The organism is Microbacterium aerolatum (genome assembly GCF_007988825.1).
GTDB classification, from domain to species: Bacteria; Actinomycetota; Actinomycetes; order Actinomycetales; family Microbacteriaceae; genus Microbacterium; species Microbacterium aerolatum.
Map to the genome: position 1 here is coordinate 143,105 of NZ_BJUW01000005.1, position 21,795 is coordinate 164,899.

The following is a 21,795-nucleotide window of genomic DNA, read 5'->3' on the forward strand; positions in this document are numbered from 1 at the left end:
TCAGGCGCGCGCGATGATCTCGCCGTGCGGCACCAGGTACCAGCCGTCCCCGTCGTCCGCCCATCGCCGCCAGGCGCTGCTGATCGTCTCGAGGTCGGCGCGCGTCGCCATCCCGCTGTCGACGAGCTGGCGCGCGAGAGCCGAGTCGAGGATGCGGTCGGCCCACATCCCGCCCCACCACGCACGGTCCTCGGATGAGGCGTAGCACCAGGTGGATGCCGTCGCCGTGACGTGCTCGAAGCCTGCGGCTCGCGCCCAGGAAAGCAGGCGCCGCCCGGCATCGGGCTCCCCGCCGTTGGCGTACGCCGCCGCGCGATACAGACGCAGCCACTCGTCGAGCTCGGGCAGCAGCGGGAACCAGTGGAACGCGGCGTAGTCGGCGTCACGAGCCGCGACGATGCCTCCGGGCTTGGCGACGCGACGCATCTCGCGCAGCGACTGCACCGGGTCGGCGACGTGCTGCAGCACCTGGTGCGCATGCACGATGTCGAACGTGTCATCGGGGAACGTCAGCGCATGCACGTCCTCGACCGAGAAGTCGATGTTGCGCACGCCACGCTCGACGGCGAGGCGCTGTGAGAGCGCGAGCTCTTCCTCGCCGATCTCCGTCGCCGTCACCTGCGCGACGTGCTGCGCGAAATCCATCGTGATGGTGCCGGGGCCGGCGCCGATGTCGAGCAGCCGTGCATCCGCGCCGAGGTGGGGGCGCAGGTATTCCGCCGAGTTCGCGATCGTGCGGTTGCTGTGCGAGCGCAGCACGCTCTCATGATGCCCGTGCGTGTACGTCGCCATCGCCCCAGCATCCCACGCTGCGGCGGGCGCTCGCGCCGAGCTCGTCAGTGCAGTCCGGCCGCGATCCGGCGGATCGCCTCGCGGTCGGGTTTGCCGGATGCCAGCGTCGCGAGCTCGTCGACGAGGATCAGCCTGGCGGGGCGAGCAGCTTTACCGATCTCTTCGGCCACGGCCGCGCGCGCGTGCTCGAGCTGTTCGGATTCGCTGCGGCGCAGGACCTCGCCTCGCGGGGCCACGATGACGGATGCCTCGCCCCATCGCGCGTCGTCGACGCCGACGACGACGGCGCCGGTGAGGCCGGGGATGCCGCGGACGATGCGCTCGACCCGGTCGAGCGAGACGTTGATGCCGCCGGAGACGATGACATTGTCGGCGCGGCCGTGCACGCGCACGACGCCGTCCTCGACGATGCCGAGATCGCCGGTGCGATACCAGCGGATGCCGTGCTCGTCACGCAGGAACGTGCGGTCGGTCAGAGCCGCGTCACCGAGGTAGCCGTCGGCGAGCATGGGTCCGGCGATCTGCAGCTCGCCGTCGACGGTGCGCACCGCTGTCTTGTCGAGCGGGATGCCGTCGTACACGCAGCCACCGCTCGTCTCAGTCGAGCCGTAGGTGCGCACGAGTCGCACCCCGAGTTCGGCCGCGCGCTCACGGATGGGCTGCGGCAGGGCCTGACCGCCGACGAGGATCGCCTGGTACGCCTGGAGGGCGGCGAGGACGGGCGCGTCGTCGGCGGCTGCGACGAGCGTGGCGATCTGCGCGGGGACGAGAGAGGTGAACAGGGGCATATCGGGGCGCATCCCGAGCGTCGCCTCCGCGAAGGCGCGCGGCGAGAAGCCACCGTCCAGCACTGCGGGAGTCGTTCCGGAGAGGATCGAGCGGACGATCACCTGAAGACCCGCGACGTATCCGGCGGGAAGGGCGAGCAGCCAGCTGCCGGAACCGATCCGCTCGGCGGTCGACTCGGCTCCGGCGCGCAGCGCCTCGCCGCTCAGCACAACACGCTTCGGGATGCCGGTCGATCCGGACGTCCCGATCACCACGGCCGTGCCCTCTTCGACCTCGCGCGGCTGGTCGCCCAGCATCCCGAGCCCGATCGCGGGCCCGCCGTCGAGCGCGTGGACGAGGTCCTGCTGGAGCTGCGCGGCGTCATCCGCCGCCGTCATGACGAGGCGGGTCATGCGTCTGCCCTCTCGTGGTGCGCGAGAACGCGCAAACTGCCCTTCCGGATACCAGGGAAGGGCGGTTTCTGCGTTCTCGAGTGCATGACGGTGCTCAGAAGTGGTACGGGAACGGGGACCAGTCGGGGTCGCGCTTCTCGAGGAAGGAGTCGCGGCCCTCGACGGCCTCGTCGGTGCCGTAGGCCAGACGCGTCGCCTCGCCGGCGAACACCTGCTGCCCCACCATTCCGTCGTCGACCGCGTTGAACGCGAACTTCAGCATGCGGATCGCCGTGGGCGACTTGGTCAGCACCGTGCGCGCCATCTTCAGAGCGTCGCGCTCGAGCTCCTCATGCGGCACCACGCGGTTGACCGAGCCCATCTCGTACGCACGCTGCGCCGAGTACTCCTCGGCCAGGAAGAACACCTCGCGGGCGATCTTCTGACCGGTCTGGCGCGCCATGTACGCCGACCCGTATCCGGCGTCGAAGCTGCCGACGTCAGCATCGGTCTGCTTGAACTTCCCGTGCTCGGCGGAGGCGATCGACAGGTCGCAGACGATGTGCAGCGAGTGTCCGCCGCCGGCCGCCCACCCCGGGATGACCGCGATGACGACCTTCGGCATGAAGCGGATCAGACGCTGCACCTCGAGGATGTGCAGGCGGCCGGCGCGCGCGGTGTCGTGGACCTCGGTGGTCGACTCGGAGTACTTGTAGCCGTCGCGGCCGCGGATGCGCTGATCGCCGCCCGAGCAGAACGCCCAGCCGCCGTCCTTCGCGCTCGGGCCGTTGCCGGTCAGCAGCACGGCGCCGATCTTCGGGTCCTGGCGGGCGATGTCGAGCGCACGGTACAGCTCGTCGACCGTGTGCGGACGGAAGGCGTTGCGCACCTCGGGGCGGTTGAAGGCGATGCGGGCGACACCGCCGTCGTGCGTGACGTGAGCGGTGATGTCGGTGTAGTCCTCGGCACCGGGTGCGAGCACCCATTCCGCGGGATCGAAGAGATCGGAGACCATGGTTCCAGCCTATTCCGCGCGCTGCGCGCGCCGCGTCTTGCGCCACCCGTCGACGATGTCCCAGACGGCGATTCCCACGATGACGGCGCCGGTGAGCACGGCCAGGATGCGGAAGGTGCCGCCCTCTCCCGCCGCCTTCGCATCACCGGTGGCGAAGCCTTCGCCGCCGGCATCCGCGATGAAGGCGAGGAAGTCAGGGTTCACCAGCTGACCTGTGGCAAGGAGGTAGATCGCTGCGGCGGCGAACACGACGGCGAGCACGGTGTTCAACGCAGCCAGCGCCGGCTGCCAGCCGCGGTTGGCGTAGACGGCGATGGCGAGCGCGGCCTCGAGTCCGATGAGCACCAGCGCTCCGCCGATCCACCAGGGCCACAGCCCAGGATGCAGGATCGACATGACGTCGGTCTGCGCGCCCAGCCCGTCGCTCACGTCGATGTCTCCTGTCGCGAACACCACGAAGCCGACGAACCGATCCCACAGCAGCGCGGCGACCGCGATGCCGAGGAACACCAGCGACGCGATGAGATCGCCCCGCCCCGCACCGCTCTCCTGCGGCTCTGGCAGGGAGTCGACAGACCACTTCACACCGGTGTCGGCCCCGGAGCGCTCCAGGACGACGAACACGAGCGTCGTCCAGAAGCACAGGTGCACCGCGACCGACAGCGTGATGGCGATCGTCTGGCCGATGATTTCGCCGACCGGCGCGTCGGAGATGGTGAGGCCCAGTGCCACGGCGGCCGCGACGCACACCGGCACGATCCACAACAGCAGCTTCAGCAGCCGCCACCAGGTGAGGTAGTACTTCGGGCCGATCAGGTGCAGCGGGCGTTCGGCGTATCGGGCAGCCAGGACGGCCGGGTCGCCGAGCTCGGTGAGAACGGCGCGCTCGGCATCCGGCCGGGTCTCGCCCTGCTCGGCGCGCGCTTCGACGGCGTCGCCGATGGATGCCTCCAGTTCCGCGCGGACGTCGTCCTGGGTGGCGGGAGGGAGGGTCTTGATGGTGGCGCTGATGTAGCGCTCGGTGAGGGTTGCAGCCATGATCAGCCTTCCTACTCAGGGGTGTCGTCGGTGAGAGAGGCGATCGCTTCGGTGAGCGACGCCCATTCGGTCGTGAGGCTGTCGGCGAGGCGGATGCCGGCGGCCGACGTGCGGTAGAACTTGCGAGGCCGAGCCTCATCGGTGTTCCACTCGCTGGTGAGGTATTCCTGCTTCTCGAGGCGGCGCAGGAGCGGGTACAGCGTGTTCGCATCAGTGGCGAAGCCGTGACGCCCGAGATCCTCGAGCAGCCCGTAGCCGTAACCGGGCGTGCGGAGAAGCTGCAGGCAGGCGAGCACCACCGTGCCGCGCCGCAGCTCCTGCAGGTGCGTGTCGAGCGAATCGTCCATGTCGGTCACATTACTGTGCGTCACACACTATTGTCAATCACCCATTGATGGCGACCCGGCGCGAGTACGGTTGCAGCATGCTCCAGCTGACCCGGATCGACCCTTTCGACGGTTCCTCGGTCGATCTCTGGTGGGACATCTACGCCGCCGCCGAGCGGGCCGATCGCGGCGCGCACACCGCGGTGTGGACGCGTGACGAGTCGCGGCACGAACTGCAGCAGCGGACCGAGGCGATCGAACGGCGGGCGTACCTCGCACTGCTCGGCGGAGAGGTCGTCGCCTCGGCACGCCTCGCCCTGCCCCTGCGCGACAATCTGCGCACGGCCAATCTCGGCGTGCACGTCGCGCCGGAACGGCGACGGCGCGGAACGGGATCCGCAGTGCTCAGCACCGTTGAGGCGGCGGCGCGCGACGCCGGCCGCAGCATCCTGAAGTCCAGCGCGTCCTGGCCGTATGCCGCGGGCGACGACGGCGCCGGCATCCCGGGCCGCGAGTTCGCTCGACGGCACGGTTACACCCTCGCGCTCGGCGACGTGCAGAACCGCCTGCAGTTGCCGATCGACGCCGAACTGCTCGACGCTCTCGAAGCCGAGGCCGCCAGCCGCTCCGCCTCCTATCGACTGCGTTCCTGGATCGGCAGCGTGCCGACCGATGTCGTCCATGGCTGGGCGCAGCTGGATGCCGCGGTCGAGACGGAGGCACCGGTCGGCGACCTGGACATCGAGCCGTCGACGGTCGACGTCCACGAGATCAGGACGAACGAGGCACTCCTCGCCCGGCAGAATCGCCGCAGCTACGGAACCGTCGCGCTGGATGCCGAGGGGCGCGTGGTCGCGTACACGCAGCTGGTCGTCTCCGGCGACGACGGCAACGCCTACCAGTGGGGCACGCTGGTGCTCAGCGAGGCCCGCGGACACCGACTCGGCATGGCCGTCAAGATCGCGAACCTGCGGATGCTGCAGGAGCACGCCTCCGATGTGCGCGCGGTGTACACGTACAACGCCGGCGTCAACGAGCACATGCTCGCGATCAATCGCCGCCTGGGCTTCGTGCCGTCGGAGCGCATGGGCGAGTTCCAGAAGCACGTGTAGCGTGGCAGCGCGGGGAAGCGGGGCAGCGCGAGGAAGCGGGGCAGCGCGTCCAGGTCGCACATTTCGCCGCTACGCACGCGCCAGAACGGCTGAATATGCGACCTGAATCACCGGGCGGGGCAGAATGGGCACCATGACGCCGGCACTGGATGACCTGCTCGAGACGGCCCGAGTGGTCGCGCTGCCGATGACGACGCGATTCCGCGGCGTGGACGTCCGCGAGGCGCTGCTCTTCGAGGGCCCTGAGGGGTGGGCCGAGTTCTCGCCGTTCGTCGAGTACGCGGATGCCGAGGCATCCACCTGGCTCGCCGCCGCGATCGATTACGCCTGGAACCCGCAGCCGGCGCCGCTGCGCGACCGGATTCCGGTGAACGCGACGGTGCCCGCCGTCGATGCGGGCCGCGTGCCCGAGATCCTGGCCCGGTTCCCCGGATGCCGCACCGCCAAGGTCAAGGTCGCTGACCCCGGCCAGCACCTCGCGGATGACGTCGCCAGGGTGCGCGCGGTGCGAGAAGCGCTGGGCCCGGAGGGCCGGATCCGCGTCGACGCGAACGCGGCCTGGAACATCGACGAGGCCGAGCGCGCCCTGCACGCCCTCGCCGAGTTCGACCTCGAGTACGCCGAGCAGCCGTGCGCCACTGTCGACGAGCTGGCCGAGCTGCGGACGCGCATCAAGTACATGGGCATCCCGATCGCCGCGGACGAGAGCGTCCGCAAGGCCGAGGACCCTCTCGCGGTGGCCAGGGCAGGCGCCGCAGACCTCGTCGTGATCAAGGCACAGCCGCTCGGCGGCATCCGGCGCGCGCTCGACATCGTCGCGGAAGCGGGGCTGCCCGCCGTGGTCTCCAGCGCGCTCGACACAGCGGTCGGCCTCAGCCAGGGCGCCGCACTCGCAGCGTCTCTCCCCACCCTCGACTACGACTGCGGCCTGGGCACCGGAGCGCTGTTCGTCGAGAACATCGTGGATCTCTCCCCGGCGGACGGCGCGATTCCCGTCGGCCGCGTCACGCCGGATGCTGCGCGGCTCGAGCGGCTCGCGGCATCCGCCGACCGTCGCGACTGGTGGCTCGATCGCCTCCGTCGCTGCCACGCGCTGCTCGCGGCATCCGCACGATGAGACGGGGTTTCCCGCACGAAGCAGGTGCAGCCCACCGCCGTCTCATGCGGCAGACCTCGTCTCGCGTCGGCCTCAGCTCCCGGCCGGCGCGATGATCAGCTCGACGAGCTGCCCCAGGGCCTCGGCACCGACGCGGTGGAGCTCTTCGCCGTCGTAGCCCGAGACCGCGGCGCGGGCCATGCAGCCCTCCCACTGGACCATGAGCATCTGCGCGGCGGCCGGCACATCGACCCGTAGCGCGAACAGCCCCGAATCGACGATGCCCTGGATGATGCCCTCGATGCTCGCGGTCATCGCCTGGTCCTGGGAGAGATACGCCTTGCCGAAGGCCTCGTCGCGCAGCGCGCCGATGCGGATCTCGCTCATGAGCAGCACGCTGAGACGATCGTCGAGGCCCGAGTCGAGGACCTTCTGCACGAGCTGGATCGGGTCGGCGTCGCCGCTCAGCACCCCGGCGGCGACGAACTCCTCGATGCGTCCGCGAACGGATGCCAGGCGCTGCTCGGCGACGGATGAGGCGAGCTCCAGGAACAGCTCGTCCTTGGAGTCGAAGTTCGAGTAGAAGGCGCCGCGAGTGAAGCCGGCGCGGTCGCAGATCGCCTCGACGCTGGCGCCCTCCAGGCCGACCTCGGCGAAGACCTGCGCTGCGGCATCCATCAGTCGTGCTCGCGTGTTCTCACGCCGTCTCGTCACGGGAATCGTCATCGCATCCTCCTCCCCCATCATGGCCGAATGCGATGCATTGAGCCTGTCGAAATGTTCACATCTGGCGCACAGTTTCACGTCACCGACTCACCGTAGGATACACAGGTGTATCGGATACATCTCTGTATCCAAGTCTCTCATCCGTGCTCTCGGAGGATCCTGTGTCCACACTCCTGTCTTCTCTCGGACGCTGGTCGTTCCGCCACCCGTGGCGGGTGCTCGTCGCCTGGCTGATCATCCTCGCCGCGGCGGGCGGTGGCGCTCTGGTGCTTCAGCAGGGCACGGACAACTCCTTCAGCATCCCCGGCACGGAGGCGCAGGACGGTCTCGAGCAGCTGTCGCGCTCGTTCCCCCAGGTGAGCGGAACGAACGCGCAGTTCATCGTGGTCGCCGCCGACGGCGAGCAGGTCACGGACGACGCCTACCGCACGCCGATCGAGGATGCCGTCGACGAGCTCGCCGACCTCGACGACGTCCTGGCCGTCACCTCGCCGTACGACGAGATGGTCGAGGGCATGGTGAACGAGGGCGCGACGGCGGCGATCGTGCAGCTGCAGTTCGACGGCCAGTCCACCGACGTCTCGGACGAGACAAAGGATGAGCTCACCGCCATGGTCGACGAGCTGCGGGGCGAGCTGCCGGAGGGCACGCAGCTGAAGCTCGGCGGTGACCTGTTCGCGATCTCGATCCCCGGCGTGACGCTGACCGAAGCCGTCGGCCTCGTGATCGCGCTGCTCGTGCTGGTCGTGACGTTCCGGTCGTTCGTGGTCGCGGGGCTCCCGCTGCTGACCGCCGTGCTGGGCGTCGGCATCTCGATGGCGGGTATCTTCGCGGCCACAGCGTTCGCGTCGGTCTCGTCGACCACTCCCCTGCTCGCCCTCATGCTCGGCCTCGCGGTCGGCATCGACTACGCGCTGTTCATCATGGCCAGACACCAGGACCAGGTGCGCGACGGCGTCGAGCCGGAGGAGTCCGCCGCACGCGCCGTCGGCACCGCGGGTTCGGCCGTCGTGTTCGCCGGCATCACGGTGCTCATCGCACTGATCGGGCTCGGCTTCGCCGGCATCCCGTTCCTCACGACCATGGGCATCGCGGCATCCGTCGCCGTGGCCGTGGCCGTGGCGATCGCCGTCACGCTGACGCCGGCGGTGCTCGGGTTCCTGAAGGGACGCATCGTCGGACGGCCGAAGAAGGAGCGCCCGGCGAAGAAGGACAAAGGCCCGCGCCGCGGTTTCAGCGAGCGCTGGGTCGGCGGGGTGACGAAGCATCCGGTCATCACGTCGCTGGCCGTCATCATCGGCCTCGGTGTCGTCGCGGTTCCCGCCCTCAGTCTCGATCTCGCACTTCCGAACGCCGGCGTGCTCGCGCCCGACGACGAGGCACGCCAGAGCTACGACCTCACCGCCGAGGAGTTCGGCCCCGGATTCAACGGTCCGCTCGTCCTGACCGGCACGATCGTCACCTCCGACGACCCGCTCACCCTGATGGAAGACCTCGGGGATGCCGTCGCCGAGATCGACGGCGTCAAGGAAGTGGCCCTCGCCGTCCCGAACGAGACCGCCGACACCGGCATCGTCCAGGTGATCCCGGAGACCGCGCCGGACGACCCCGCCACCAGCGACCTGGTCCGCGAGCTGCGCTCGCACCACGACGAGTGGCTCGACGAGTTCGGTATCGATGTGAAGGTCACCGGCTTCACCGCCGTCGCGATCGACATCTCCGACCAGCTCGGCGGCGCTCTGCTGCCGTTCGGCGTCTTCGTGATCGGACTGTCCCTGATCCTGCTGACGATCGTGTTCCGCTCGATCTGGGTGCCGGTCACCGCCGCGCTCGGCTATCTGCTGTCGATCGTCGCCGCGTTCGGCGTCGTCGCCGCGGTGTTCGAGTGGGGCTGGCTCGCCGACGCCCTGCACGTCGCGAAGGTCGGACCGATCATCAGCTTCATGCCGATCATCCTGATGGGCGTGCTGTTCGGCCTCGCAATGGATTACCAGGTGTTCCTCGTCTCGCGCATGCGCGAGGACTTCGTGCACGACCCCGATTCGAAGTCGCCGAACCGCGCCATGCGCCGCGCCGCAGCCCTGCGCGCTGTGCGCTCGGGCTTCACCGGCTCGGCGAAGGTCGTCACCGCCGCAGGACTGATCATGTTCGCCGTGTTCGTGGCGTTCGTGCCTGAGGGCGACTCGTCGCTCAAGCCGATCGCGCTCGGTCTCGCCGCCGGCATCGCGATCGACGCGTTCCTCGTGCGCATGACCCTGATCCCCGCGCTCATGGCGATCCTCGGCGAGCGCGCCTGGCAGATCCCGGCGTGGCTGGAGAAGATCCTGCCGAGCGTCGACATCGAAGGCGAGGCCGTCGAGCGCGAGCGTCACCTGGCCGCGTGGCCGGGCGACGACTCCGTCATCGCCGCCGACGATCTGGTGCTCAGCGCGGACGCCCCGATCGTCCAGGGTCTGTCACTGCGCGTCGCGCCGGGCGAAGCGCTCATCGCGACCGGCGGTGACAGCCGCGTGCGCCGCGCGATCGCGCTGGCCGTCGCCGGCCGCCTGACTCCGGACGCCGGAAAGCTCCGCGTGGTCGGGCACCTGCTGCCCGGACGCGCCGCCTGGGTGCGCGGTCACGTCGGCAGCGTTCTCGTGGACGACCCGGATGCTGCGCTGCTCGACCTGCGCGAAGCGCTGCGGGGACGCTCGTCCCTCGTCGTGATCGACGGGATCGACCGGCTCACCGGCGGACAGCGCGACCAGGCGACGACCATGCTGCAGCACGCAGCGGCGTCCCGTCCGCTGGCGGTGTTCGCGACGGCATCCGATCCGGATCTTGCTCGCATAATCCTGACGGAGGCCTCCTGGCCGGCCGTCGCCACCGTCGATCTTTCCCACGCACACCACTCTTCCGAGGTGAACGCATGAACCTCTCCATCGAGCGGGCACGGTCCCGCAAGCCCATCACCCTGCTGACGATCATCGGCGTGCTGCTGCTGCCTGCGATCATCGGCGGCATCCTCGTCGCAGCGCTGCAGAACCCGACCGAGCGACTCGACTCGATGACCGCGGCGATCGTCAATCTCGACGAGCCCGTCACGATCGACGACCAGTACACGCCGCTCGGGCGCCAGCTCGCGTCGGGTCTGGTCGAGGGGTCCGACGACATGGACTCGAACCTCACCTGGGTCATCTCCAACGAGGAGGATGCCGCTGACGGTCTCGCCGACGGCAGCTACCAGGCCGTCGTGACAATCCCCGCGGAGTTCTCTGCCGCGGCGACCTCGGCCGGTCAAACCATCGCCAACGGCAGCGGGACGCCGGAGCAGGCCACGATCCAGGTGACGACGCCCGACGACGGTCTCGTCGCCGACGACCTCATCACATCGCAGATCGCATCGGTCGCCGCCAGCAGCATGGGCACCATGCTGAGCGAGGCGACCATGGAGAACGTGCTGGTCGGTTTCACGACCATCGGCGACCAGATCGGTGAGGCTGCCAGCGGGGCTTCCGAGCTCGCGGACGGCGCACGGTCTGCGGCCGACGGCGCCGCGGAGCTTCCGGAGGGGGCGGCGCAGCTCGCCGACGGTGCGGCGCAGCTCGGGTCGGGTGCGTCGGAGCTGGCATCCGGGCTCGGGACGATCGCGTCAGGGACCCGGGATGCCGCGAGCGGAGCGACCGAGTTGGGGAATGGGCTGACAAGTGGCGCGGCCGCGCTGAATCAGAGCGGGCTCGTGCCCGACCAGCTGTTCGAGGGCGCGAACGGCGCGCAGCGGGCGACCGCCGGTGTCCGGGACGGTGTCGCGGGGCTGGACGCTCAGCTGTCGCAGTTGCTGTCGAAGTGCGGCGCACAGGCCACGCCGGAATTCTGCGAGGAACTGGCAATAGCATCTGGGACCGCAAGCGCGCTCGTGACCCCATCCGACCAGGCCGCTCAGGCCGCAGCTGGAACGGCGACCGGACTCCGCGCATTCGACGCCGAGGCGACGAAGACCGTGACTGGACAGCTGAACGCTGCCGGCGCCGGCGCGATCGGCCTCGCCGACGGCCTGAACCAGCTGGCCGCCGGTACCGACCAGTCGGCGACCGGAGCCTCGGCTCTGGGCGACGGCGCCACGCAGCTGAGCGACGGCGCGACTGCGCTCGCAGACGGCGCGGGCGAACTCGCCACCGGCCTCGACACCCTGGCGACCGGAACAGGAGACCTCGCCGGCGGTCTGCGCACGGCATCCGAGCAGCTCCCCTCGTTCAGCGACGACGAGTCGACGTCGCTGGCGTCGGTGATCTCCGACCCGGTGACCTCGAACGCCGAGGCGAGCACGATCTTCGGTCCGACGGCGATCCCGTTGCTGGCGGCCGTGGCGCTGTGGTTCGGCGGCCTCGCATCGTTCCTCGTGATGCGCGCTCACACCGCGCGTACGCTGACCTCGCGTCGCTCGTCCGCGTCGCTGACGCTGCGGGCTTTCTGGCCGGCTGCGGCGATCGGCGCAGGACAGGGCGTGCTCGTCGCGCTGATCGTCCAGATCGTCGCCTCGTACGACGCCGCGGCGTGGTGGGCGTTCGCCGGCACCGCTGTGCTCGCCGGCGTCGCTTTCGCCGCCGTGAACCAGGCGCTGGTCGCCGTCTTCGGCGGGGCCGGACGCTGGATCAGCGCGCTGGTCGGCGTCGTCGCCGTCGCGACGGGGCTGATCTCGACGGTGCCGGGTTGGCTCGCCTCGGTCGGGGCTGCGCTGCCCACCGCGCCGGCGTTCACCGGGCTGATCGCCGCGAACGGCGCGGCTGTCGCAGGCCTCGTCGTGTGGGCCGTCCTGTCGCTGATCGTCACGACCGTCGTCGTGGCCATGCGCCGCACGACGTCTGCGAAGGCGGTGCTCGCCTCGGCGTAGCATCCGCCCCCTCAATCGGGAGGGGTCGCAAACGGTCGCCGAACCTCGCTGGTGGCGACCGGATGCGCCCCCTCCCGGACTGCGCTCTCGGGTGAGGGGTCGCAAACGGTCGCCATTCCGCGCGGGTGGCGACACATTGCGACCCCTGCCGCGCGTGTCCGTTACCGTCGGGGGATGCGCCGGCCGTTCATGACCGATCCCGACCAACTGTCCTCACTTGAAGGACAGCAGTACCTCGTCCTGCGTCCGTCCGCCCCGGTCTCAGCGGCGTACCGGAAGGTGCAGGGCGAACTCCTCACGCGCGTGCCAGCAGGGACGAAGCATCCGCACACCGAGCACGTCACGCTTCGCGGATTCTACGAGCCCGAGCGTCGTGGCCAGCTCGGCGCTCTCGTGCGGGAGTGGGCGGCACGTCAGCATCCGATCGAGATCGTCGCCGAAGCGATCGACACGTTCCCGGCACCATGGCAGATCGTGATCATGCGACTGGCGCGGACGGCATCCCTCGTCGACGGCTACGCATCGCTGAGCACCGCCCTCGAGCAGACCGACTTCCGCCGTCTCGACGAGCTCGCCCTCGAGGACTGGATCTTCCACCTGTCCGTCGCCTATGGAAAGACGCTCCCGGCCGACGCCTGGACCGAGCTCGAACGCGGCTCACTGCGAGAGCTCGCCGAACAGCCCCGCTGCGTCGTCGCGGAGGCCGAACTGGTCTGGTACCAGGACGGCCTCGAGCACGCCGAGGTCATCCCGCTCGGTTAGGACATGACCGCGCTCACTTCGGCACGCTTGGAGGTGGCGCCAGTTGTCGCTCAAGCGCGGTCCGAGCGACACTAAGCGACACCTGCGCGATCCCGGTCGCCGCCCACGCATCAGGAGGTGGCGCTTCGTGCCGCTCGGACGCGCGCGAAGCGGCACGAAGCGACACCTCCAGCAACTAAGGGCGCGAACTCAGGGCCACTCGCCCGGTCGGCGCCAGCGGACCGCCGGCCGCGCGCTCAGCTCAGGCCGCTGTACGCGTGCAACCCCTTGAAGAACACGTTCACGATCGTGAAGTTGAAGATCACCGCGGTGAAACCGACGATCGACAGCCACGCCGAGGGGTTGCCGCGCCAGCCGCGGGTCGCACGGGCGTGGATGTATCCGGCGTAGAGCACCCAGACGATGAAGGTCCAGGTCTCCTTGACGTCGAAGCCCCAGTAGCGACCCCAGGCGTCCTGCGCCCAGACGGCACCGGCGATGAGCGTGAAGGTCCAGAAGATGAATCCGACGATCGCGAAGCGGAACGCCATGCCCTCGAGGCGGTCGGCGTTCGGCAGAGTGCCGAGGAACTTCGGTCCGGGCTTCTCAGCGGCCTCGACGAGCCGTCGCTCGCGCCGCGACTGCATGAGCTGCAGCACGGACAGGGCGCACGCGAGGGCGAAGAACGCGGTGGCGAGCGACGCGACGAACACGTGGATGACGAGCCAGACACTCTTGAGCGGATCCATCAGCGGCACGACGCCCACGTAGAAGCTGATCGCCGCAGCCCCCATCAGTACGACGACGAGCCCCGTGATGAACGTGCCGAGGAACCGCAGGTCGATCCGGGTGTTCACCACGAGGTACACGAGCACGACGAGCAGGGTGCCGGTCATCGCGAACTCGTACAGGTTCGCCCACGGCACGCGCTCCGCCGCGATTCCGCGCGTGACGGTCGCGGCGAGCTGGAACAGGAAGCCCAGAACTGTCAGCGCCGTGCCGATCCGCGCCATGACATAGCGCGGCTTCGCCGGCTCCTCGGATGCCGCATCCGCAGCGTCCGTACCCGCAGGAGCAGCCCCAGCCGAAGAGGCCTCGGCCCCGACGAGCACGGCCTCGCGCTCGCGGACCAGGCGTGCGTCCGCGCTCACCTCGGAGCGACGCGCGAGATCGAAGGCGTAGGCCACGAAGGCTGCCGCGTAGATCGCGATCGCCGTCCAGACGAACAGGATCGAGAGGGAGTCGAGGTCGGGCATTGTCCCAGTCTACTTTCGGGTGGTTTCTGAGGAAGAGGAGTCGAGCAGTCGCGCATGGCCCGCAGCCAGGTCGTGGACGGCGGCTCCGAGGGTCGGGTCCTCGCCGCGGGCGAGGCCGGCGTACTCCAGTCGCACTGCGCTCTTAGCGTCGGAGCCGTTCGAGCCCTCCGCGACGGACGCCTTCACCCACATGCGCCGGCGCGGGATGAACAGCGCCAGCATCAGGCCGGCCAGCGCGAGCAGAGCGAACACGAGCACCCAGACCGCGGATGCATCGTGGTGCACCTGCAGCGACGCGAATCGCTTGACCGACTGGGTGAAATCGGTGGCGCCGACAGGCGATTCGTCCTCGAAGGTGACCGAGCCGCGGCCGTCCGGAAGCTCCGCCGTCTCGCCGGGCTGCAACTCGATCGACGGGGCGCCGCTCTCGTCACCGACGATCGGGGTGAGCTCCTCTGTGTCCAGCACGTACACCGAGCGGGGCGTGCCGTCGTCGATGCCGAGGTCGCCCTCGTAGATGCGGAGCGTGAGCAGCGGGGCGAGCAGGTCGCCGTGCGCCGACGCGTAGGCCCCGCTCTCGAGCTTCACCGCGCTCGGGTAGAGGAATGCCGCGATGCCGAGCTGTTCCGGCATCCCGTCGGTGACCTTGATGACGCCGAGCGAGGTGAGCGCGTTGTCCTGCGGCAGGAACGGCACCGAGTTGCTGTAGACGACCTCGTCGTCGGCATTGCGCACCGTGATGGTCGGGGCGTAGCCGTTGCCGAGCAGGTAGATCTTGTCGCCGGCGATGTCGAGAGGGTGGTTGACGCGAACGGCATCCTCACGGGTCTCGCCGTTCTCGCGCACGGTCACGTTCGCCGAGAAGTCGCCGGCCTGACCGGATGCCGCGGAGCCGTACTCCTGGTAGGTCACATCGAACGAGTCCAGAGTCATCGAGTACGGGCTGAGGGCGTCATCGCCGACGAAGCGGCCGCGGTTCATCGACTCGTAGTCCAGAAGCGTGTTGACGAACGTCTGGCCCTCGACGACGACGCGCTGCCCGGTGTAGGCGAAGCTGCCCCCGACGCCGACCGTGATGAGCACGCCGACCAGCGCCAGGTGGAAGATGAGGTTGCCGGTCTCGCGCCAGTAGCCGCGCTCGGCCGACACCGAGTACGTGCGGCCGGACTTGGTCGCGGTGTCGTACCGCTCGACGCGATAGCCGAGCGCCTTCAGCTGCTTCTGCGCGACGTCGATCGAGCGGGATGCCTCGGCGTCGGCATCCTCGCCCGCGGAGGGGCGAACGACCTCACGGTGATCCTCAAGGCGCGCAAGGCGGGCCGGGGTCCGCGGCGGGCGCGCCTGGAGCGCCTTGATGTGGTGCTTGATGCGCGGGATGACGCAGCCGACCAGCGAGATGAACAGCAGCAGGTAGATCGCCGAGAACCACGGCGACAGGTACACGTCGAACATGCCCATCGCGTCGAGCACCGGGAACAGATCGGGGTTGTCGGTCTCCCACTGCGTCACGCCGTTGGGGTCGGCCATCCGCTGCGGGAAGATCGAGCCCGGGATGGCGGCGATCGCGAGGACGAGCAGCAGGATGATCGCGGTGCGCATCGACGTCAGCTGGCGCCAGCCCCAGCGCAGCCAGCCGACGAAGCCGAGGCGCGGCTGGGTGATCGCGGCGCCGTCGCCGTCGATGTGATCGGACGGGCGGAGCGGATCGGAAGACGTCACGGCATCCTTCTGGGCGGAGTCGATATCGGTGCGGGAATCAGAGCGGGAGGATGACACTGCCCATCACCGCCGTCAGTCGGGACATGAGGTCGGTCCAGAGCCCCGTGACCATCAGCACGCCGAGCGCGATGAGCAGCACGCCGCCGATGATGTTCACGACGCGGATGTGGCGCCGCAGGAATCCGATGGTCTTCGTCGCCCATCCGAAGCCGAGCGCGACGAGCAGGAACGGGATGCCGAGGCCGAGGCTGTACGCCAGGCCGAGGAACGAGGCGCGCCAGGGGTCACCGAGCGTCCACGAGACCGCGGTGATCGCGGTGAGCGTCGGGCCGATGCAGGGCGCCCAGCCGATGCCGAGCGCGAAGCCGAGCAACGGGGCGCCGATGAGCCCGGTCTTCGAGGTGACGTGCATGCGCCACTCGCGCTGCGCGAAGCCGAACAGGCCGAGGAACACCAGGCCCATCGCGATGATGACGACACCCAGAATGCGGGTGATCAGGTCGCCCCACTGCAGGAAGAAGACGGATGCCGCACCGCCGATGATCGTGAACGCGATGAACACGATGCTGAAGCCGAGGATGAACAGCAGCACGCCGAGCACGAGGCGCCCGCGGTTGGGGGCGGCGTCGTTCGTCGCCGCACCTCTCGGCGCCACCGCTCCGCCGATGAACCCGAGGTATCCCGGCACGAGCGGGAGCACGCACGGGGAGAGGAAGGAGACGAGCCCTGCGAGCATCGCGACCGGGATCGCGAGCCAGAGTGCGCCGGAGCCGATCAGCTCGCTCGTGTTCACGCGCCCTCCGCGAGCGCGTCGCCCACGAGGGTCGAGAGGATGCTGGTGCCGTCGACCGGGCCGATGATGCGGGCCGCGACTCGGCCCTGCTTGTCGAGCACGAGCGTGGTCGGGGTCGCCTGGATCGGGGTGGCGCCGGCGAAGGCGAGCTTCGCCGAGCCGCTGTCGACGTCCATGATGCTCGGGTACGTCACGCCGTAGGTCTTCGCGAACGAGCGGGCTGTGTCCGCCTGGTCGTAGATGTTGATGCCGACGAACGACACGTCCTCGTCGCTGTATTCCTGCCACACGGCTTCGAGGTCGCCCGCCTCGACGCGGCAGGGCGCGCAGCCGGCGTACCAGAAGTTCACGACCGTGACGTCGCCGGCGATGTCGGCGCTGTCGAACTGCTCGCCGTCCTCGGTCACGCCGCCGAAGACCACGGGCTCACCGCGTTCTGCGACGGGGACCTCCTCGACAGCTCCGTCGGCGGAGATGTAGCCCTTGCCATCGCCGTCGAGGTACTGCTGGGCGACCGGATCGGCGGCGCAGGCGGTCAGGGAGGAGACGGCGATCACCGCGGCGAGCGCGGCTCCGAGCATCCGACGAGAGCGTCGATTGCGGGAGGGGCGGCCGTCGCGAATCGGTCGAATCGTCGAGGCGAAAGGCACATTCCCAGTCTACGCAGGGGTTTCTATGGGTGATCTGGAAGGTGCGGCCCCGAGCGGCGCCTCAGAACCGCGCCAGGACGTCCTCCACGCCGGCACGGAACCGCGGGCAGGTCATGATGTCGTGGGCGCGGCAGCGAAGAGCATGTTCGGTCATCTCACGAGAGCGCTGCATCTCCAGCATCCGCTTGTCGAGATCGTCCAGGTGCGCGTGCAGCACCTCGTGCCGTCCGGAGCGTCCGTCGTCGAGGAGCACGGCGATCTGCTCGAGCGTCATACCGGCGAGCTTGCTGCGCTGGATGATCGCGATGCGGACGACATCCGCCTCGCCGTATCGGCGGCGGCCCGCGGCATCCCGTTCGGGGCGGAGCAGGCCGACGCTCTCCCAGTGCCGGAGCACGTTCGTCGGCAGGTCGAAGCGTTCGGCGACATCGCCGACAGACCAGGGATGCATGGCGCTTGACTTCATGTTGACATGAAGTCACACACTGGTCGAGAACGCAAGATCAGGAGGATCCACCATGTACGACGCGATCGTGATCGGCGCCGGCCCCGCCGGCCTGCAGGCCGCCCTCACGCTGGGCCGGATGCATCGCACCGCCCTGCTGCTCGACTCCGGCGAGTACCGCAACGGCCCCGTCGAGCACATGCACAACGTCATCGCATCCGACGGCACGCCCCCGGCGGACTTCCGGGCCACGGCCCGCGCTCAGCTCGCTGAGTACGCCACCGTCCGGCTGCGCGATCTCGCAGCGGAGCGGATCGACGGGGCCGTCGACGACTTCGCCGTCCGCCTCGCCGATGGTTCGGTCGAGCACGCGCGGCGGGTGGTACTCGCGACCGGTGTCGTCGACGAGCTCCCCGGTGCCCCCGGTCTTTCTGAGCTGTGGGGACTGCGGGCATTCACCTGCCCGTTCTGCGATGGTCACGAGTTCGCCGGGAAGGACATCGGCATCCTCGGTGCGTCCGCGCGGACGCTGCACCTGACCGGGATGCTCGCACCGATCGCCCGGAGCATCATGGTGTTCCCCGTCGGCGAGCAGCCGACAGACGAGGATCGTGCGGCGCTGGAAGCAGCCGGGGTGCGCACCCACCCCGAGCTCGTCGACACCGTCGCCGCCGAGGGCGAGGGTGTGCGGATCACGGCCGGCGGCGAGCACGTCGCCGTGGCCGGGCTGTTCGTCGCGGCAGGATCCGTGCGGCAGCGAGCATCGTTCGCCGCCGATCTCGGGCTGAGCGTCCTGCCCTCCGGATCGATCGAGATCGACGACTTCGGTCAGACCTCGACACCCGGCATCCTCGCCGCGGGCGATCTCGCCCACCGCGCGTCTCTCCCCGGCCCCGTGGCATCCGTCATCCAGTCGGCAGCCGCCGGCCAGATGGCTGCGGCGTGGATCGTGCAGCAATTGAGCGCTTAGCCTGTGTCGATCCCTGAGCCTGTCGAAAGGGGCGGCCCACTGGGCCCGCCGGACGCTTCGACAGGCTCAGCGACCGGCTCGCCGCCTAGACCGCGCCGAGGTCGACGCCGGCTGCGGCCGGCTCCGCGTACCCGACCTCGCGCCACACGTCACCCACCCGCTCGAACGACGTGACGCTCGAGAGCGCGCAGCGCCGGGTGCGCGGGTCGTGCCGGAGTCGGAGTCCGGCGACGTACAGGTGTGTGATCCAGATCGGCGCCTGGTGCGAGACGATCACGGCATCCCCGCCGTCTGCCTCGTCCCACGCGCTGTTCATGGCGTCTTCCATACGCTCGGCGATGGACAGGTACGGCTCTCCCCAGCTCGGGAGCGAGGGGTTGCGCAGGTGCCACCAGTTGCGGGGGTCGCGCAGTGACCGGCTCATCCGGGTGCCCTCGAAGACATTGGTCGGTTCGATCACCCGCTCATCGATCACCGGCTCCAGCCCGAAGATCTCGGCGAACGGCTCAGCCGACTCCTGCGTGCGCTCGAGCGGCGAGCAGTGCAGCGAGCCGACCGGACGGTCGAGCCCTTCGACGTACTCGGCGGCAGCCCGCGCCATCCGTCTGCCGTCCTCGCTGAGCCGGTAGTGCGGAAGCCGCCCGTAGAGGAGGCGGCGGGGATTGTGGACCTCCCCGTGACGAACGAGGTGCAGGCGCTCAGCAGGCATTCAGACCTTCCGGTAGGTCGCCGACCCGAACCCGACGATCAGGTGGCCGATGAAGGGGAACATCCAGAGCAGGAAGAACGAGAACACCGCCCCCTTGCCGAAGTTCGCGCCCTCCTTGACCGCCACCACGATCGCGAAGACGATGTTCACGATCGGGATCAGGTACAGCAGCGAGAACCAGCCCGACATGCCGGCGATCTTCACGAGGAAGATCACGTTGACGATCGGGATGAGAGCGAGGATGCCGGCATAACCCGCCTTCACGAAGACCTTCCACATCGTGATGGCGTAGAGCACGTACAGCGCGAGACTCAGCCACATCGAGGTGGTGGAGGCGACCTGGTCGCTGATCAGGTTCCAATCCACGGCCCGCTCCCCTGCTCTCCGGCCGCCCGGCGCAGCCCCACTGCGGCCGAGTCTATCGACCCCGCGCTCCGCCCCGAGAGGACCCCGCGCGCGCCCCCGTAGAATGGCGGAATGCTTCGCACTCACACGACCGGCTCCCTGCGCGCCGAACACATCGGTCAGACCGTCACCCTCACGGGTTGGGTCGATCGTCGTCGTGATCACGGAGGAGTCGCCTTCATCGATCTGCGCGATGCCTCCGGCATCGCCCAGGTCGTCATCCGCGACGAAGAGGTGGCGCACCCGCTGCGCAGCGAGTTCGTGCTGAAGGTGACCGGCGAGGTCTCCCGCCGCCCCGAGGGCAACGCGAACCCGAACCTGCCCACCGGCGAGATCGAGGTCATCGCGACCGAGGTCGAGGTGCTGAACGAGTCCGCTCCTCTGCCGTTCCAGGTGTCCACGGGTCTCGGCGACAGCGAGACGATCGGTGAGGACGTGCGGTTCAAGCACCGTTACCTCGACCTGCGCCGTCCGTCCGCGGCATCCGCTCTTCGCCTGCGCTCGAAGGTCTACAAGGCGATCCGCGACGAGCTCGACCGCCGTGAGTTCGTCGAGGTCGAGACCCCGACCCTCACGCGTTCGACCCCGGAGGGCGCCCGCGACTTCGTCGTGCCCGCGCGCCTGCACCCCGGCAGTTGGTACGCACTGCCGCAGTCGCCGCAGCTGTTCAAGCAGCTGCTCATGGTCGGCGGCGTCGAGAAGTACTACCAGCTGGCCCGCTGCTACCGCGACGAGGACTTCCGCGCCGACCGTCAGCCGGAGTTCACGCAGCTCGACATCGAGATGAGCTTCGTCGACCAGGAGGACGTCATCGAGATGATGGAGTCCCTCGTCGTCGCGATGTGGAAGACGATCGACGTCGAGGTGCAGACGCCGCTGCCGCGCATCACCTACGCCGACGCCATGGCGAAGTACGGCTCGGACAAGCCCGACCTGCGCTTCGGCCTCGAGCTCGTCGAGGCCACCGAGTACTTCAAGGACACCACGTTCCGCGTGTTCCAGAACCCCTACGTCGGCGCCGTGCGCATGCCCGGCGGCGCATCGCAGCCGCGCAAGCAGCTGGACGCCTGGCAGGACTGGGCCAAGCAGCGCGGTGCGCGTGGACTTGCCTACGTGCTCTTCAACGAGGACGGGACGCTCGGCGGACCCGTCGCCAAGAACCTCTCCGAGACCGAGCAGGCCGGCCTCGCGGCCCTCACCGGCGCCGAGGCGGGCGACTGCGTGTTCTTCGCAGCCGGCTCCGCCAAGGAATCGCGTGCACTGCTGGGTGCGGCGCGCGTCGAGATCGGTCGCCGACTGGGTCTGCTCGACCCCGACACGTTCGCCTTCACCTGGGTGGTGGACGCTCCGATGTTCGAGCCTGCGGCGGATGCCGTGGCATCCGGCGATGTCGCGGTCGGCGCGGGAGCCTGGACCGCTGTGCACCACGCGTTCACCGGGCCCAAGCCGGAGTTCGCCGACACGTTCGACACCGACCCGGCATCCGCGCTGGCGTACGCGTACGACATCGTCTGCAACGGCAGCGAGCTCGGCGGCGGATCGATCCGCATCCACCGCGAGGACGTGCAGAAGCGCGTCTTCGAGGTCATGGGCATCTCGGACGAGGTCGCTCAGGAACAGTTCGGCTTCCTGCTGGACGCGTTCAAGTTCGGCGCCCCGCCGCACGGCGGCATCGCGCTGGGCATGGACCGCGTTCTGCAGCACCTGACCAAGACCGACTCGATTCGCGAGGTCATCGCGTTCCCGAAGACCGGCAACGGATTCGACCCGCTGACCAGCGCTCCCGCGCCGATCACCGATGCGCAGCGCGCCGAGGCCGGCGTCGACTTCGTCCCCGAGGATGCCGAGGCCTGAGCCCGCGCAGGGAGGGAGTCGAAGCCTCATCACAAGGAAGGCTTCGACTCCGTCGCTCCGCGACTGCGCTCACCCCGTTTCGTCGCGCTGCGCTCGCTCAACGCCCCGCAAGGTCATT

The 21,795-nt window shown here is 69.3% G+C and carries 20 protein-coding genes; 7 read left to right on the forward strand and 13 right to left on the reverse strand.

The window, feature by feature from the left end; all coding sequences use genetic code 11:
- The 5 genes from MAE01_RS07500 to MAE01_RS07520 all read right to left on the reverse strand — a co-directional run bounded on the left by MAE01_RS07500 (position 1) and on the right by MAE01_RS07520 (position 4,352).
- Positions 1-792, reverse strand: a complete 792-nt coding sequence (locus MAE01_RS07500; RefSeq protein ID WP_147038933.1) for a class I SAM-dependent methyltransferase — start codon at positions 790-792, stop codon at positions 1-3.
- Between the two features lie 44 nt (positions 793-836).
- Positions 837-1,973: an AMP-binding protein gene (locus MAE01_RS07505; RefSeq protein WP_147038934.1), complete on the reverse strand. Its 1,137-nt coding sequence runs from the start codon at positions 1,971-1,973 to the stop codon at positions 837-839.
- 94 nt (positions 1,974-2,067) lie between these two features.
- Positions 2,068-2,967, reverse strand: coding sequence for a 1,4-dihydroxy-2-naphthoyl-CoA synthase (locus MAE01_RS07510; RefSeq protein WP_147038935.1), 900 nt, complete (start codon positions 2,965-2,967; stop codon positions 2,068-2,070).
- A gap of 9 nt (positions 2,968-2,976) precedes the next feature.
- A complete protein-coding gene (locus tag MAE01_RS07515) occupies positions 2,977-4,005 on the reverse strand; it encodes a permease prefix domain 1-containing protein (RefSeq protein WP_147038936.1) in 1,029 nt (342 codons plus the stop codon).
- An 11-nt stretch (positions 4,006-4,016) separates the two neighbouring features.
- Positions 4,017-4,352 (reverse strand): PadR family transcriptional regulator, encoded by a 336-nt coding sequence (locus MAE01_RS07520; RefSeq protein ID WP_147038984.1) that lies wholly within the window; start codon positions 4,350-4,352, stop codon positions 4,017-4,019.
- 77 nt (positions 4,353-4,429) lie between these two features.
- Between MAE01_RS07520 and MAE01_RS07525 the strand changes: the two genes are divergently transcribed.
- Positions 4,430-5,443 (forward strand): GNAT family N-acetyltransferase, encoded by a 1,014-nt coding sequence (locus MAE01_RS07525; protein WP_147038937.1) that lies wholly within the window; start codon positions 4,430-4,432, stop codon positions 5,441-5,443.
- Between the two features lie 133 nt (positions 5,444-5,576).
- The gene (locus tag MAE01_RS07530; protein WP_147038938.1) at positions 5,577-6,560 is read left to right on the forward strand and encodes an o-succinylbenzoate synthase; all 984 of its coding nucleotides are present in this window, start codon (positions 5,577-5,579) and stop codon (positions 6,558-6,560) included.
- A gap of 72 nt (positions 6,561-6,632) precedes the next feature.
- Here MAE01_RS07530 and MAE01_RS07535 read toward each other — a convergent pair whose 3' ends face one another.
- Positions 6,633-7,265, reverse strand: coding sequence for a TetR/AcrR family transcriptional regulator (locus MAE01_RS07535; protein WP_147038939.1), 633 nt, complete (start codon positions 7,263-7,265; stop codon positions 6,633-6,635).
- Between the two features lie 161 nt (positions 7,266-7,426).
- Here MAE01_RS07535 and MAE01_RS07540 point away from each other — a divergent pair, with 161 nt between their 5' ends.
- The 3 genes from MAE01_RS07540 (at position 7,427) to MAE01_RS07550 (ending at position 12,897) form a co-directional block, all read left to right on the forward strand.
- Positions 7,427-10,177: an efflux RND transporter permease subunit gene (locus MAE01_RS07540; RefSeq protein WP_147038940.1), complete on the forward strand. Its 2,751-nt coding sequence runs from the start codon at positions 7,427-7,429 to the stop codon at positions 10,175-10,177.
- Positions 10,174-12,135 (forward strand): YhgE/Pip domain-containing protein, encoded by a 1,962-nt coding sequence (locus MAE01_RS07545; protein ID WP_147038941.1) that lies wholly within the window; start codon positions 10,174-10,176, stop codon positions 12,133-12,135. Before MAE01_RS07540 ends, MAE01_RS07545 begins: the two co-directional genes overlap by 4 nt.
- Before the next feature lie 189 nt (positions 12,136-12,324).
- Entirely contained in the window at positions 12,325-12,897 is a 573-nt protein-coding gene (locus tag MAE01_RS07550; protein WP_147038985.1) for a 2'-5' RNA ligase family protein, read from the forward strand.
- A gap of 236 nt (positions 12,898-13,133) precedes the next feature.
- Here the strand turns inward: MAE01_RS07550 and ccsB are convergent, their stop codons facing one another.
- From ccsB to MAE01_RS07575, 5 genes are all read right to left on the reverse strand, one after another.
- On the reverse strand, positions 13,134-14,132 hold the full coding sequence (ccsB, locus tag MAE01_RS07555; protein WP_147038942.1) for a c-type cytochrome biogenesis protein CcsB: 999 nt from the start codon (positions 14,130-14,132) through the stop codon (positions 13,134-13,136).
- Between the two features lie 9 nt (positions 14,133-14,141).
- Entirely contained in the window at positions 14,142-15,851 is a 1,710-nt protein-coding gene (resB, locus tag MAE01_RS07560) for a cytochrome c biogenesis protein ResB (RefSeq protein ID WP_229718076.1), read from the reverse strand.
- 37 nt (positions 15,852-15,888) lie between these two features.
- The gene (locus MAE01_RS07565) at positions 15,889-16,644 is read right to left on the reverse strand and encodes a cytochrome c biogenesis CcdA family protein (RefSeq protein WP_147038944.1); all 756 of its coding nucleotides are present in this window, start codon (positions 16,642-16,644) and stop codon (positions 15,889-15,891) included.
- The gene (locus tag MAE01_RS07570; RefSeq protein WP_229718077.1) at positions 16,641-17,294 is read right to left on the reverse strand and encodes a TlpA family protein disulfide reductase; all 654 of its coding nucleotides are present in this window, start codon (positions 17,292-17,294) and stop codon (positions 16,641-16,643) included. The genes MAE01_RS07565 and MAE01_RS07570 overlap by 4 nt, the downstream gene beginning before the upstream one ends.
- Before the next feature lie 61 nt (positions 17,295-17,355).
- Positions 17,356-17,760: a helix-turn-helix domain-containing protein gene (locus MAE01_RS07575; RefSeq protein WP_147038945.1), complete on the reverse strand. Its 405-nt coding sequence runs from the start codon at positions 17,758-17,760 to the stop codon at positions 17,356-17,358.
- A gap of 52 nt (positions 17,761-17,812) precedes the next feature.
- Between MAE01_RS07575 and MAE01_RS07580 the strand changes: the two genes are divergently transcribed.
- Entirely contained in the window at positions 17,813-18,709 is an 897-nt protein-coding gene (locus MAE01_RS07580; protein ID WP_147038946.1) for an NAD(P)/FAD-dependent oxidoreductase, read from the forward strand.
- A gap of 85 nt (positions 18,710-18,794) precedes the next feature.
- Here MAE01_RS07580 and MAE01_RS07585 read toward each other — a convergent pair whose 3' ends face one another.
- Complete coding sequence (locus tag MAE01_RS07585; protein ID WP_147038947.1) at positions 18,795-19,418, reverse strand: histidine phosphatase family protein; 624 nt, start codon at positions 19,416-19,418, stop codon at positions 18,795-18,797.
- The gene (locus MAE01_RS07590) at positions 19,419-19,784 is read right to left on the reverse strand and encodes a DUF5684 domain-containing protein (RefSeq protein ID WP_147038948.1); all 366 of its coding nucleotides are present in this window, start codon (positions 19,782-19,784) and stop codon (positions 19,419-19,421) included.
- A gap of 111 nt (positions 19,785-19,895) precedes the next feature.
- On the opposite strand from MAE01_RS07590, the gene aspS reads away from it, so the two are divergent.
- Entirely contained in the window at positions 19,896-21,677 is a 1,782-nt protein-coding gene (aspS, locus tag MAE01_RS07595) for an aspartate--tRNA ligase (protein ID WP_147038949.1), read from the forward strand.
- The last annotated feature ends 118 nt before the right edge of the window (positions 21,678-21,795 follow it).

Bases quoted from the DNA above. Each gene is read 5' to 3' on its own strand.
- MAE01_RS07500 (WP_147038933.1), bottom strand. From the start codon at position 792: ATGGCGACGTACACGCACGGGCATCATGAGAGCGTGCTGCGCTCGCAC.
- MAE01_RS07505 (WP_147038934.1), bottom strand. From the start codon at position 1,973: ATGACCCGCCTCGTCATGACGGCGGCGGATGACGCCGCGCAGCTCCAG.
- MAE01_RS07510 (WP_147038935.1), bottom strand. From the start codon at position 2,967: ATGGTCTCCGATCTCTTCGATCCCGCGGAATGGGTGCTCGCACCCGGT.
- MAE01_RS07515 (WP_147038936.1), bottom strand. From the start codon at position 4,005: ATGGCTGCAACCCTCACCGAGCGCTACATCAGCGCCACCATCAAGACC.
- MAE01_RS07520 (WP_147038984.1), bottom strand. From the start codon at position 4,352: ATGGACGATTCGCTCGACACGCACCTGCAGGAGCTGCGGCGCGGCACG.
- MAE01_RS07525 (WP_147038937.1), top strand. From the start codon at position 4,430: ATGCTCCAGCTGACCCGGATCGACCCTTTCGACGGTTCCTCGGTCGAT.
- MAE01_RS07530 (WP_147038938.1), top strand. From the start codon at position 5,577: ATGACGCCGGCACTGGATGACCTGCTCGAGACGGCCCGAGTGGTCGCG.
- MAE01_RS07535 (WP_147038939.1), bottom strand. From the start codon at position 7,265: ATGACGATTCCCGTGACGAGACGGCGTGAGAACACGCGAGCACGACTG.
- MAE01_RS07545 (WP_147038941.1), top strand. From the start codon at position 10,174: ATGAACCTCTCCATCGAGCGGGCACGGTCCCGCAAGCCCATCACCCTG.
- MAE01_RS07550 (WP_147038985.1), top strand. From the start codon at position 12,325: ATGACCGATCCCGACCAACTGTCCTCACTTGAAGGACAGCAGTACCTC.
- ccsB (WP_147038942.1), bottom strand. From the start codon at position 14,132: ATGCCCGACCTCGACTCCCTCTCGATCCTGTTCGTCTGGACGGCGATC.
- MAE01_RS07575 (WP_147038945.1), bottom strand. From the start codon at position 17,760: ATGAAGTCAAGCGCCATGCATCCCTGGTCTGTCGGCGATGTCGCCGAA.
- MAE01_RS07580 (WP_147038946.1), top strand. From the start codon at position 17,813: ATGTACGACGCGATCGTGATCGGCGCCGGCCCCGCCGGCCTGCAGGCC.
- MAE01_RS07585 (WP_147038947.1), bottom strand. From the start codon at position 19,418: ATGCCTGCTGAGCGCCTGCACCTCGTTCGTCACGGGGAGGTCCACAAT.
- aspS (WP_147038949.1), top strand. From the start codon at position 19,896: ATGCTTCGCACTCACACGACCGGCTCCCTGCGCGCCGAACACATCGGT.